Source organism: Candidatus Angelobacter sp. (assembly GCA_035607015.1).
GTDB lineage: Bacteria > Verrucomicrobiota > Verrucomicrobiia > Limisphaerales > AV2 > AV2.
In genome coordinates this window covers 1-12133 of sequence record DATNDF010000003.1, presented here as the reverse complement: position 1 = coordinate 12133, position 12133 = coordinate 1, and the positions used below count along the sequence as shown (strand labels likewise).

11 protein-coding genes are annotated in these 12133 nt (G+C 58.5%); 3 read left to right on the top strand and 8 right to left on the bottom strand.

The features are described 5' to 3' along the window. The coding region (locus tag VN887_00120) for a nickel transporter (GenBank protein ID HXT38403.1) at positions 1 to 447 on the bottom strand (447 nt) is incomplete at its 3' end. A gap of 738 nt (positions 448 to 1185) precedes the next feature. Here VN887_00120 and VN887_00115 point away from each other — a divergent pair. After that, positions 1186 to 1677, top strand: a complete 492-nt coding sequence (locus VN887_00115; protein ID HXT38402.1) for a YetF domain-containing protein — start codon at positions 1186 to 1188, stop codon at positions 1675 to 1677. A gap of 188 nt (positions 1678 to 1865) precedes the next feature. On the opposite strand, the gene VN887_00110 is transcribed toward VN887_00115, so the two are convergent. The 3 genes from VN887_00110 to VN887_00100 form a co-directional block, all read right to left on the bottom strand. Next, complete coding sequence (locus VN887_00110) at positions 1866 to 2282, bottom strand: hypothetical protein (GenBank protein ID HXT38401.1); 417 nt, start codon at positions 2280 to 2282, stop codon at positions 1866 to 1868. Between the two features lie 339 nt (positions 2283 to 2621). Further along, on the bottom strand, positions 2622 to 3551 hold the full coding sequence (locus VN887_00105; protein HXT38400.1) for a DUF4159 domain-containing protein: 930 nt from the start codon (positions 3549 to 3551) through the stop codon (positions 2622 to 2624). A 1044-nt stretch (positions 3552 to 4595) separates the two neighbouring features. Further along, the gene (locus VN887_00100; GenBank protein HXT38399.1) at positions 4596 to 4733 is read right to left on the bottom strand and encodes a hypothetical protein; all 138 of its coding nucleotides are present in this window, start codon (positions 4731 to 4733) and stop codon (positions 4596 to 4598) included. A 330-nt stretch (positions 4734 to 5063) separates the two neighbouring features. Between VN887_00100 and VN887_00095 the strand changes: the two genes are divergently transcribed. Further along, on the top strand, positions 5064 to 6503 hold the full coding sequence (locus VN887_00095; GenBank protein ID HXT38398.1) for a sigma-70 family RNA polymerase sigma factor: 1440 nt from the start codon (positions 5064 to 5066) through the stop codon (positions 6501 to 6503). Positions 6504 to 6634: 131 nt separating this feature from the next. Continuing rightward, entirely contained in the window at positions 6635 to 8083 is a 1449-nt protein-coding gene (locus VN887_00090) for a sigma-70 family RNA polymerase sigma factor (GenBank protein ID HXT38397.1), read from the top strand. Between the two features lie 43 nt (positions 8084 to 8126). Here the strand turns inward: VN887_00090 and VN887_00085 are convergent, their stop codons facing one another. The 4 genes from VN887_00085 to VN887_00070 all read right to left on the bottom strand — a co-directional run. Beyond that, positions 8127 to 10412, bottom strand: a complete 2286-nt coding sequence (locus tag VN887_00085) for a hypothetical protein (GenBank protein ID HXT38396.1) — start codon at positions 10410 to 10412, stop codon at positions 8127 to 8129. A 26-nt stretch (positions 10413 to 10438) separates the two neighbouring features. Beyond that, positions 10439 to 11233, bottom strand: a complete 795-nt coding sequence (locus VN887_00080) for a DUF481 domain-containing protein (GenBank protein HXT38395.1) — start codon at positions 11231 to 11233, stop codon at positions 10439 to 10441. Between the two features lie 28 nt (positions 11234 to 11261). After that, complete coding sequence (locus VN887_00075; protein HXT38394.1) at positions 11262 to 11744, bottom strand: hypothetical protein; 483 nt, start codon at positions 11742 to 11744, stop codon at positions 11262 to 11264. A gap of 198 nt (positions 11745 to 11942) precedes the next feature. Next, the coding region (locus VN887_00070; GenBank protein HXT38393.1) for an esterase family protein at positions 11943 to 12133 on the bottom strand (191 nt) is incomplete at its 5' end.

Sequence of the window (12133 nt, the reverse complement as noted above, 5' to 3'; positions counted from 1 at the left end):
ACTGCCCGCCAGCCCGTGGAGTGTGCCAATACCGAACGCCGCGTGTCTGTGAACGTGCGGTTTTTGCTCGTGGTTGTTGTCCCGCACGTTGCCAGCCGCGTGGACGTGGAAATGCAGATGCGATTCGCCGCCGTGCGAATGCTCATGGGCATGGATGCGGGTGCGCAACGCCTTGCGCCAGGACCAAATGCCGATGCCGATCAGCAGCACCCCCACCAGCCGATCGCTCCACGACGAAATCAGGTCAATGGGCATCAATTCCCGCAGCAGCAGCGAAAGTATTCCCACAAAGAGTACACCGGCGGCGTGGCCCAGTCCCCAGCGAAAACCCGCGATCCAAGCGCGCCGATGGCTCCTCACAACCAGGGGAGCGATTGCCGTAAGATGGTCCGGACCGGAAAAAACATGAATCAACCCGGCCAGGAATCCCGCCAGAATGGAAATCATAATTTCGTTCGGGTTAATCGGAGGCACTCATGCCTGTCATTATTGATGTGGCAGTAGAGCAGTTGCGTGGTTGAAATGGAAGAACCTTTCGGTTTGAAATTCATGTCCGGTCCCGGCGGATGGAGTCGGGATGTTGAACCTGATCCTCCCCGCACCTTCGCCACACAGTGGCAATGGTCTGCAATGCCGGATCCCCCATCGATTCAAGTCAAGGCGACCTGAATGCTTTGAAAAACGGACGAGGGAATTGCGCCGCGCCGTTGATGCCGGGAAACATGCCGCCGACCACCACCCTGCCACCGGGCTGTGCCGCCACGCTGTGGATCGTCGTTCCCCCGCCGTCACGGCGGCGGAGAAACTCGTGTCCACATTGCCGTCCGCGTTCAGGCGGGCAACCGGGCCGCGCGGCACGCCGTTGAAGCTGGATTCCCCCAACAGGACCATCAGCCAGCAGTTGTGCGCTTGCGTCCGACGAGGAGACGCCGTCCGGTGGATGATGCCATGCGTTTTCGTGATCGCGGTTGGCCCACCACCGTTGCGACACCGGGACGGAAAAATTGTTCTTCCCGCACTCCGTCAGTCCGGTCCGGACCGGAGGGCCAAAGGAACGGCGGTGCGGCCGGACAGTTCACCAACCGCAGGGTTGCCGGGCGAATACCGGAGATGGAGTGGAATCCGTGCCTGAAAGAAAGGCAACTTTCGACTCGTTAAGTTCACCGGAATGCTTACGGTTGCCGCATGTGGCAACTCTCCATTTCATGGTGGGAGCTCATCCTGCGGGTCGTCATCATCTACGCCTTTCTCCTGTTTCTGCTTCGACTCAGCGGAAAACGCCAGGTCGGGCAACTCGCGCCGTTCGATCTCGTCCTGTTGTTGGTGTTGAGCAACTCGGTCCAAAACGCCATGAACGGTGGGGACAACTCCGTGCTCGCTGGTTTGATTTCCGCCGCCGCGCTCGTCGTGATGAACTATCTCGTCGGACTGGCCACTTACAAGAGCAAGAAACTGGAAGCGCTGATTGAAGGCCGGCCGGATGTATTGATTCACAACGGCAAACTGTTTACCGATGTGATGGAGCGCGAGAAATTGACGCAACACGAACTCAACGCGGCCCTGCGCACGGCGGGCTGCGCGTGTATCGAGGAAGTGCATTTCGCCATTTTGGAAAACAATGGTGTCATCAGCGTCCAGTCAAAAAAAGATCTCACGACGAAAAAAAGCGCGGGATAGCTGAAGCTTGCGTCCTTTGTTTGAACACGTGATGACAAAATCGAATGGTGCGCCGCCAGCCCGGTGATTGCCGGGCTGTGGGAAACGCTTTGCGGGGAGGCCCGCCACCCAATCCCCGCCAGTTAAGGGTGCTCCAAGGAAGTCCTTCCCGCCCGAACGCAACGTGACGGGTAAAAATAAAGGAAAAATTACCGCCAGTGTCCGCCGTGCCAGCGCCACGCGCCGCGGCCTCTGGCCCATCCTCCATGCACCCAGATCGCGCCGTGCCAAGGTCGGATCGTCCACCTGCCGCCCCACCATACCCATCCGTTTGCTCGCCAATACCAGTACCCTGGCACCCAATAGTAATCAGCGCCGGGGGCAACAGGCACAACCTCGACCTGCGGGGGTGGTGGAGCTTGCGAGGCCACGGCACTCGCGGGCGGCGCATTGGTGTCTGACGGGGAAACGACCGGCGCCTGTCCGCTGGTGGCAGCGGGTTGCGCAGCGTATCCGGCCGGATATTGGTAACTCGGCACGTACACCACCCGGCGCTCGACGCAGCCTGTTTCGGCCGCGATGACAGTGGCGAACAATATCAGCAAACAAAATTTGTTGGTCTTCATAAATCAGAACCTCAAGCCAGCCTCTTAGACGCACCGGGACTTATCATGGTTTCAACATTCGGCCGTATCAGTTCATTCGGCCCTCGCCTTCCGGCGCATAAAGCAAAAGGTCCATGTCGGTCTGAGGGCGCAGGTAAGGAACCGCCGCCCGATGAAGGCGGCACTTTCACGTTTGATGGCAGGATGGTTGACCCTACCCGCACCTCGGCTTCGACGCGCCTCACAGAAAAAGATTCAACGCATCGGACGCGCCCGGTTTGTTTTCCCACAGTCGGATGTGAGGGGAATTCGTGACTGCTTGGGAATTATACCACGGACAGGTGAGGCGCTCGATCAACCTCAGTGCGTCATCAGGTAAAACACAATGTTGATTGCAAGCGGATAGGCCCGCTTCTCTGAAAACTCGTGAAAGAAGTAATCTTCTTCACCTTCGCGCTCCCACCCGTCCCCGTTATCGCAGTTGTGCGTCGCGATCACCACGATACGCCCCTTTTCATCGAAGATCGAGCGAACGTGCATCTCCTTGCAATCTTCCCAACCTCCGTCTTCGCGCGGGTGACGTTCCCAGGTCACGCCATCGTATTGGCTGGCGCTCCCTTGCCGGATATTTGGCGTTTGCAACTGGTTCTTGGAGACCTTTAGGTCAAAAACGCAATGAAAAATGGGATGGTCCATCGGCAATTCAACAAACTCGCGTCCGGGTAGCACCCGCTTGATCTCCCGCTGAAAACTTGCCCATTGCCACTCTCCCCAAAAATCGTCCGCCATGAGCACTCCTCCGTTGAGCAGGTATTTTCTCAAAATGGACACTTCCTCATCCCTCAGCAGCAGGCTGCCCGGCTCCACCATGTAAATCCATGGGTAATTGAACAAGTCGGGGTCAGTCAGCCGAATCACGCGGCCGTCAGGATCGACCTTCAAGGAGGTCATTTGTTGAAGTCGGAACGAAAGGTTGAGGTCACTGTCGGGAAAGTCGGTGATCCAACTGCCCGCGCTGGGTGAATCGTAGGGTGACCCGTCGCGGATGATGCGGACGAAAGTAAACACGTCCTTCTCGAATCCCGTTTCATTTGTCCAGTTAGGGGTGCCCGTGCTGTGCGAGGCGATTTCGCGCGCGGTCTTCACGGCTGCTTCGTCCACCGGAACGCCGCCCTCGGTGTAAATGATCCCTCCGCTTGAAACTCGATGACGCCGGCGCTGCGCGATGCATAAACCTGTGGGTAGCGTTACCAACAGCACAAACAGGAGTATTTTCCGAATCGTTTTCACGGGCGAATTCCATCGACTGGGAGATGACGCGGCATCTGGCAACCGCCGCTCGCGATGTTCAACCATTGAACGAATCGGCTCCCACCCCGCGGCTCCGTAACACGCTTGGCGGGTATTTCGGTCCCCGCTGGCTGTTGCAACCGCGCGGGCCGCTTCTCGCCAGCGCAGCGAATCACTGACCCTAAGAAACAACGCATATTTGGTGCCGCCCCTCCGCGATAAGAACGCACCCATAACGAAATGCGATCCATTGCTGATAAGTCACGGCCGGGCACTTGAACGCCGAAAGCACGTTGCCTTGGTGTCTGAGTAAAGAAAGCGCGGTGCGTCAAGGAAGGGGGCGCCTGCCGCACCGCGCGGTCTGCATTCGACCTGACCCAACCAAAATACCAGACACACCGTCGAGCAGGACGAGTGCCGGACTGCGAACCACTCCCGTCGAACAGAATGTGAAAGAAAACACGGTGGGAACTGATAACGAAGCGCTCTCCTGTGCTAAGCAATTTGCCCACAGGACAACGCAGCAATTAAACCGTGCTCCGCAACAAGTGCCGGTGAGTTTCAAAATCAGTCAATACGGTGCTGGCCGATTCGGCTGGCAATCTCGAATGTCCGCCACCATCCGGCCCGGGACGAGATCCGCAAGTGAACGACGATGGTCACCGTGCCTGTCACCTCTAACACGAGTATTACAAAAGTTTAATGCAACAATTCGCCAATCACCGTGTCGTTACAGACAGAGCGAATTATGAGCACTGCAAATTTGAACACGCGACGGAATGACTGCGCAAGAAGCGCGGCCCTGCAAATTGTCACCGGCACCCGGAACTCGTTTTGTCGGTTCGGAATCGAGCCGCGTGAATGTCTCTGCCCTTCGTGCGGTTCGATAGTTTACAACCGCCGCCACGGCCGTTGCGGCGTCTGCGAGCAGCTTCTTCCTTCAAACTATCTTTTGAATCCGGCCGAGGCGGAAAGAGTGTACACCATGCTGAGAACCGAGCGTCAACGGCACCGTGCCTGGATGACGCGGATGGGAGCTGATCGTCAATAAAGACGCTCGCGTGAAGTAGTCGCGCTGACGCCGGGATCGTCGGTCATCGGGTCGCTCTTGGGCGTGTAACTGCTGAGAACGATCTGTCTGTTTGGTGTGCCGGCCTTGTGATCCCGCGCGGCCTGCAACATGCCTGAGCCAAGATCGAGAATTCCGTCAGATATTACTGTCGCACCGACCAGTCAGGGTTGCCTTCGGTTTTTCGAAATTCGTAGCGGATGCTGTTCTTCTTCAGCACAGCGATAAACTAGCGCTGTTTTCAATCTGGTAAAACCCAAACGCCGCGTGGGGTCACACGGCCTGCAACCGCCACACATCCGCCGATGCAGGCCCGATGCCCTCACCGGGCGAAAATTGGGTGTCAGACAAACACAATTCAAACACTCGCCAGGTCGGGGATGCGGCCTACACATACTTTGTGCGGTTTTTCTTGTCGGCGCACACTATACTGATGAAGACAAATGGCCACCGACGCTGAATTGCTGCGAAGTTACGCACGAGATCGCTCAGAAACCGCGTTTACCGAACTGGTGCAGCAGCACATTGACCTCGTGTATTCGGCGGCGTTACGTGAGGCGCACGGTGACGCTGCGACAGCCGAGGACATCACACAGGCGGTCTTTGTTGAGCTGGCCAGAAAAGCATCGAACCTCGTCCGGCATCCGGCGTTGGCGGGCTGGCTCTACACGTGCGTTCGCCAAATGACCGCGAATATGCGGCGCGCGGAAGATCGGCGGCTGCGGCGTGAACAGGAGGCCCACACGATGAAACAACTGCTTTCGTCCGATGCATCGGATTCGGCCTGGCGTCAGATCCAGCCCGTTCTCGACGATGCCATGCACGAATTGAGCGACAGCGACCGCACCGCCGTCGTGCTCCGTTTCTTTGAAGAGCGAAGCCTCAAAGAAATTGGGCTTGCCCTTGGACTCAACGAAAACGCGGCGCGAATGCGCGTGGACCGGGCACTCGAGAAACTGCAAAAGCTGCTCGCGAAGCGCGGCGTCACGAGCACGGCAGCGGGGTTGACCGCCGCGATCACGGCCAGTGCGGTTCTGTCCGCCCCGAGCGGCCTGGCCGCCAGTGTAGCCACCTGCGCGATCGCGGCAGGCGCTTCGACCGCAACAGCAACTTTCGCCACACTCAAACTTATGACCATGAGCAAACTGAAAGCGGGCATCGTGGCGGCAGTAGCCGTCGCCGGCGTGGCGACGACTTTGGCGATTCAACATCAAACCCAAACCAGACTGCGCGCGGAGAACCAATCTTTGCGCGAACGGGCCGATAACCTGGCAAGTGAAAACACGCGTCTTTCAAACCTTGCCGCCCCGACAAACAGTTCCCATCTCTCCAAGGATCAATTCGGGGAACTCATGAGGCTTCGAGGCGAGGTGAACATGCTTCGCAAACAACTAAAGGAAGTCGAAAAACAGGATCCTGTCGTGCATGGCGAGATTTCGCCCACGGCCGTGACGTCTGAGGCACTCACTTCGCAGACAATTCCAAAAGAGTCTTGGGCGTTCGCAGGATACGCCACTCCAGAAGCCGCGTTACAGTCAGTAGCGTGGGCCATGAGCACGGGCAATGTGAAAACGTTCTTCACCAGCCTCAGTCCTGAAACGCAGAGAGAGTACGCGCGCCGGTTTGAGGGAAAATCGGACGACCAGATTGCTGCGCTGTTGAGCGTCGAGATCAGCCCATTGCAGGCGTTACGGTTGGACCGCAAAAAAATCTCTCCTGATGGCACTGCCGGGTTCGTTCTTTATTCCGAAGAACGGGACGACGGAACTGCGCGGACGAAGGATGAGGCAATGGTGACGTTCACAAACATTGGAGGCTCGTGGAAGCTCAACGAGCCAAACCAATCGGTAACGGAAATTGTGCGACCGGCGACGGGCGAATGAAACTTTCTACTTTGGCTTTCTTCTGCGCCATTCGTTCCGCGGAGAGAAAGGGGTTCTTAAGGGGTTTGCCGAATCTGTGAAAGTTTTTGGCGGTTTTTGGCTATCGGCGGGTCTTTAATGATGAATTGAAGATGACGGACAGCCAAAGATTGCTCGCCGATTATGCGAAAACCGGCTCGGAAGCCGCCTTCCGAGAACTGGTCTCACGCTACGTCAACCTGGTCTATTCGGTGGCGGTGCGGTTGGTGGATGGCGACACACATCTGGCCGAGGACGTAGCTCAAATCGTTTTCGCAGACCTCGCCCGTTTTGCCCGCACCCTTTCCAAAGATGTCATGCCGGGCGGATGGCTGCATCGCCACACCTGCTTTGTCGCTGCCAAAACAATGCGAAGCAATCGCCGGCGTCAATTCCGTGAAAGGCAAGCTGTCGAAATGAATGTTCAGCAAGACCACTCTGTGGCCAGCCTGTCAGAGGTTGGACCCATCCTCGACGAAGCAATCAACCGGCTCGGAGCCAAGGACCGCGCGGCGATTCTCCTCCGTTTCTTCGAACAACGCGATCTGCGTTCCGTGGGCGAAGCGTTGGGAAGCAGCGAGAACGCGGCGCAAAAGCGTGTGACCCATGCGTTGGAGGAACTGCGATCCATGTTGAAGCGCCGGGGCATCGCCCTCTCCGCCGCCGTTCTGGCCACGGCGCTCGCGGGTGAAGCGGTGACCGCGGCGCCCTCCGGATTGGCCGTCAGTATTGCGAGCGCAGCCCTGACAGGCGCAGCAACGGCCGGCGGAACCGGCCTCACACTTCTCAAACTTATGACCATGACGAAACTGAAAGCGGGCATTGTGGCGGCGGTTGCCGTCGCCGGCGTGGCGACGCCTTTGGCGATTCAACATCAAACCCAAACCAGACTGCGCGCGGAGAACCAGTCTTTGCGCGAACGGGCCGATAACCTGGCAAGTGAAAACACGCGTCTTTCAAATCTTGGCACCCCGACAAACATTTCCCAGCTCTCGAAGGATCAACTGAGCGAACTGATGAAACTGCGTGGCGAAGTGGGGCTGCTTCGGAGGCAAACGAACGAGTTGGGAAGGTTGGAGGAGGAAAACCGCCGGTTGCAGGCGTCACTGGCACGGGCAGCCCAGAACGCCCGGCAATCGCAAATTGATTCGGCGACCGAGCAGGAAAAGCAGGAAGCCCTCGCGAAGCAACAGTTCATCGCCAAAATGGGTTATGCCAGAAACTGGGTGCTCGCGTTTCATGAGTATGCCGGCGCCCATCAGGGACAGTCCCCCGCGAGTTTCGATCAGGCCGCGACTTTTCTGCCGGATCAAGCCAGGGACGAAACCTTGCTGGCGACCAATCAGTTTGAAATTATGTACCAGGGTTCGTTGAACGTGATCACCAATCCGGCAACGGTCATTGTGCTTCGGGAAAGCGAAGCTCAGCCGGTCCCAACCGGAGGCCAGGTCAGGACCTATGGATTCGCCGACGGCCACTCCGAAGTTCACAAGACGGATGATGGAAACTTCGAACCCTGGGAAAAACAGCACATGATTTCGGCCGCACAGCCCGGGCAGTAGCGTCACAGCCGTGCACCTCTGAGTGGCCGCATTCGATTCCAGCCTATTTCGCGGGCGCGTTGGTGCCCGCCAGGACGTTCGTTGAGCCAACCCCGTTGCCGATCGCAGCCGCTTTTTCGGACGTCTCTTCCTTCTTCGCGGGTTCGCGTTTCGACGATGGATCGCCCAGTTTCCCCCCGGTCAGAGTGTGAATCAGTCCGAACGAATTCAACAGACTGAAAATGAAACACACGATCACGACAAACAGAACGAGTTTGGGCCAGGTGCGCGGCGGCTCGCTGAACGGATCGTCAATGACCGCCTGCGCGCCAGGGGGGAGTTGCGCAACGGAGGTAAGCGCACCGCCGAACGGCACGTTCATTTTCACGCGGCCGTTCACTGCCCAGCCGTTGGCGTCGAGGATCGGACCCAGGTTGCGCTGGCGGAGTTTCAGCCACGCGATGAGCATGGCTGGCCCGGAAATGATGAGCAACAAGCCTGCAAACGCGAGGCAGACCTGCCAGAATGGCAGCTTCAAAACGCCGGTCAAATAACCGGCGAGCGTCGCGAAAGCGCTGCCGATGGCGCCAAAAGCCACCCCCATTGCCGCGACCGTTCCCACATCGACCTTCTTCTGTTCCGCCCTGACTTTATCAACGTGCGCGGCGTCCGTCGCGGCGGCGGACAACTGCGTGCCAGTGGCGGCATCCGCCGCCGCGGCGCGTTTGGCCACCTGTTCTTCAACGAGGCGAACCAGCTTTTTGTAAGGCGACCAGAACGCCTGCCGGATACTGATCGGATTTTCGATGATCTTTGTGATGGTGGCGTCCCAATCGCGCCCCTTGCGGTCGAAGAAAAGACCGTTGCGCCCAACCATCAAGTAGTCGGAGTCGCCGCCGGTGAACGCCGCCGCGACGGTCATCTTCTCACCACTCGGACGCGTACAGTCGCAATAAGCGAGATAAGTCTTCGCCAGACCGGCAAGCGCGGCGTGCTTGCCGGCGTCATCCACGCGCACGCAGAGGTCGCAGCTGCGCCCATCGAGATAAAGGGTTCCGACCTGAAACACGGCCTTGCGCTTGCGCGAATAGAAATCCTCGAACGAAACAAAATTTACGAGCAGTTGCTGGAGGTCGCGATAGCAGCGGACGAGTTTGTCCACGGCGGCAATCCCGTTGGCCTCCGGTTCGAGCGCCTTGTCCTTCGCGATGAGCGCAGCCACGGCATCCCTGGCTTTGCTGCCGAGAATTTCGCGGATTCGTCCGAGGCCGAGCTTTTCGACCGTTGCACCGACCTTTCCCGCATACCACGATTCGTAGGGAGCGAATTTGGCGGAGACGCCGGTCCAATCGCTTTCGCTTAGCGAAGCCCTGTCACCCAGCAACGGCTTGACGACCTCGGCGGCGAATTTGGCGATCGCGCCAGCCCACGCCGGGTTCAGACCTTCCTTGAGCGGAAGCGGTCTGCTTGCCTCGATGCGCGAGAGAGGAAAACCCGCGACTTCCTGGGCGGTGATGGTCAGGTCCCCCGCCGCCACTGCGAGATATTCGGATTCCTGCCGGTTCAACGCGGCCAGCGCGCGCGCGTCGAACGCGGCGAGGCGGCAGCGCGCAAAGTAATCATCCACCTTGCCCTTCACCGCCTGAAACGTGATCGCCGCGGAAGGCGTGCTTTCACCCATCGGCAGCGCGGTGGAATCGCCCTCCGCCTTCTTCCACCAATCGGAGTAGGCCTGGCACTCGGCGAAAAACCTGTCCGCCTTCTCCTGATTGACTCCGGGTTTGCCGCTCCGGTCCGTCACGGTGCCAAGGCAGGCGGCGATGTCGTTGATGACGGCCTTCGTGCTGTCGTCTTCCGCGGAATCCACCGGGATAATGCCATCGCCATTGAAATTTGTGGCCGCGAAGATTTTCACGGTGTCGGCGGTATCCGCAGCCGAGACGGCCGTTGCGTCCTTGTTGCCGAGATTGGCCAGAATCTGTTTCGCCGACGCGAGCACCTGCTTGCCTTCCGGCGTGGCGTCATTGATGGAGGAGAGCGGCAACGCGTCCGCGCCTTTCAGAATCTCGCCCGGATCGCGCAGCAGCGAAGCCGTCCATTTGACTGCCGAGATAATTTCCGGCGCGCGGACCCGGCCGTCTTTGTCGGTATCGAGCAGATCGAGCGTCCTGCCGTCGAATTCGAGGCCGCGTGTGGGGCAACTCAACGCCGCCCAAAGCTTGAGGTCGAGCTGCTCCAACGCGAGCAGGTCGGCGCCGGATTCCAAACGCACCTGATCGAAACCGCCGGCGCGAAAGAACCGCCATTTATAGGAACTGCCCGCGCTCAGGAAAGGAATTGACAGAGCCATGAATTGAATCGCTGTAGTCCAGCGGATTAAAATTTATACTTTAAGCCGGCAATCAGCTTGAGGTCGTTTTGCTTTCGTCCCGCCGCCGGATGATTCTTGTAGGTGTCCTGCAAAACCGTGTTCAAGCCCAGGTGCGTGTTGATGTCCGCCTCCACGCCCAGCTCGGCGTTGACGATGTAATTGCCGAAATCGGTGACCTGCGGCAGGAGTTCCGCAGACTGCCACAACCGGGAATGACTGCTGAGTTTCTGGGTGAACTTCTCTCCGACGCGCAGCGTGGCATAGCTGTTGTCATCGCTGCCAAGTTTCTCGAACACATAGCCGGGTCCGACTTCCCCGCTCAGGACCGTATTCGTCGTTTTGACGAAGTAGTAACCGGCGCCGAGACTGAGCGTGACGCGGTATTCAACGTCCGCGATGGCGTCGTGCAGCGCGTCCACCCTGCCGAGGCCATAAGCCCGCTCACCGAACAGCCAGTTGTACTGGCCGAAACCGTGGATGGACTCGGCGTTTTTCGTTGTGTTCGTCCCACCCGGCAGTTTCGTTTCACCGTACGTGCCATCGGCGCCGAGACTCAATTCATTGTGGCCCCACTTTTTACCGGTGAGGACGTTCGCGGTGCCGAGCAGGGTGTCGCTGTTCCCGCGGGTCAGGGTCAATCCGGCGAAGGCGCTGCTTTCCCACTTCGGCCTTTTGTCCTCCGACGGCGCCGGCTGAGCCCGCAGCAGTCCACAGGATGTCCCAATCAGAACGAGCACTTCGACCCGCACGAACGAAAACAAGCGGGCCTTCATCAACCCTTCAGTCGTGATCGCTGTCACGCTTGTCCTTTTCTATTCTGTTTGATGGTTACTTGTTCAGTAGATTGCCCGCAGCCTTCGTGGCGTCGGAAGCAGCCTGGTTACCCATCAGTTTTTGAAGCTGGGCCTTGAGGTCATCCACGACCTTCTGCTGCTCCGGAGTGAGCTTGACATTGGCGAGCTGTTTAAGGGAACCCAGCGCGTCCTCGTACTTCTTTTCGGCAACGTAGCCCCTGGCCTTGTCGATCAACCCCTGTGTCAGGTCCTTGGCGTCGGCGACCGGCGCGGCAATTTTGTCCTTCACCTGAGCGGCGGCGTCTTGCGCCGCCTGTTTGGTCTCCGCAGCAACTTTTTGGGCCGTTTCTTTGACCTCGGTCGCGGCGGCGTTGGCGGCGTCCCTGGCCTGCGAGCCGAGACCATTGGCGGGCTTGGTCTGCTCAGACGACGATGGCGCTTCTGCCTCCTTCTTCCCGCAACTGCATGTAAGCATCAGTGCGAGACCGATCGTTGCTCCAATTGCTTTCGAGTTCATTTTCATCGTTCTCCGGTTACGCAGCGGGGGGACACAACACCTGCGATTTGGCGTCTGTTAATTGCGACCGTGTCAAAACGTTTGGGCTTTCCCGGCGGCCCCTTCATAGCTCCGCGAGAAGCCGAAATCAAAGCCTAATTTAATCGCAGAATTCGAGACGAAACTTGTCAAACGGCCTATGCCTGCAACCCGAGTTTGTTACGGTGAATGGTCCCTCCAGAGCCAGCGCAAGGAGTCGGGCAAAATCGCGCCACCGTGCTTGGCGTTGTGCCCTTCGGTCCCGAACTCGAATTTGTAGTCGTACCCCATGAACTTGAGCGCCGCCGCCATTTCCTGATTCGCGAGCGGCCAGTTCCCGTGCAGATTATCGAGGTCGCCCGAACCGTCCT

Excerpts from the sequence above, each read along its gene's own strand:
- VN887_00115 (HXT38402.1), top strand. The coding sequence starts at position 1,186 with ATGTGGCAACTCTCCATTTCATGGTGGGAGCTCATCCTGCGGGTCGTC.
- VN887_00110 (HXT38401.1), bottom strand. The coding sequence starts at position 2,282 with ATGAAGACCAACAAATTTTGTTTGCTGATATTGTTCGCCACTGTCATC.
- VN887_00100 (HXT38399.1), bottom strand. The coding sequence starts at position 4,733 with ATGTTGCAGGCCGCGCGGGATCACAAGGCCGGCACACCAAACAGACAG.
- VN887_00095 (HXT38398.1), top strand. The coding sequence starts at position 5,064 with ATGGCCACCGACGCTGAATTGCTGCGAAGTTACGCACGAGATCGCTCA.
- VN887_00090 (HXT38397.1), top strand. The coding sequence starts at position 6,635 with ATGACGGACAGCCAAAGATTGCTCGCCGATTATGCGAAAACCGGCTCG.
- VN887_00085 (HXT38396.1), bottom strand. The coding sequence starts at position 10,412 with ATGGCTCTGTCAATTCCTTTCCTGAGCGCGGGCAGTTCCTATAAATGG.
- VN887_00075 (HXT38394.1), bottom strand. The coding sequence starts at position 11,744 with ATGAACTCGAAAGCAATTGGAGCAACGATCGGTCTCGCACTGATGCTT.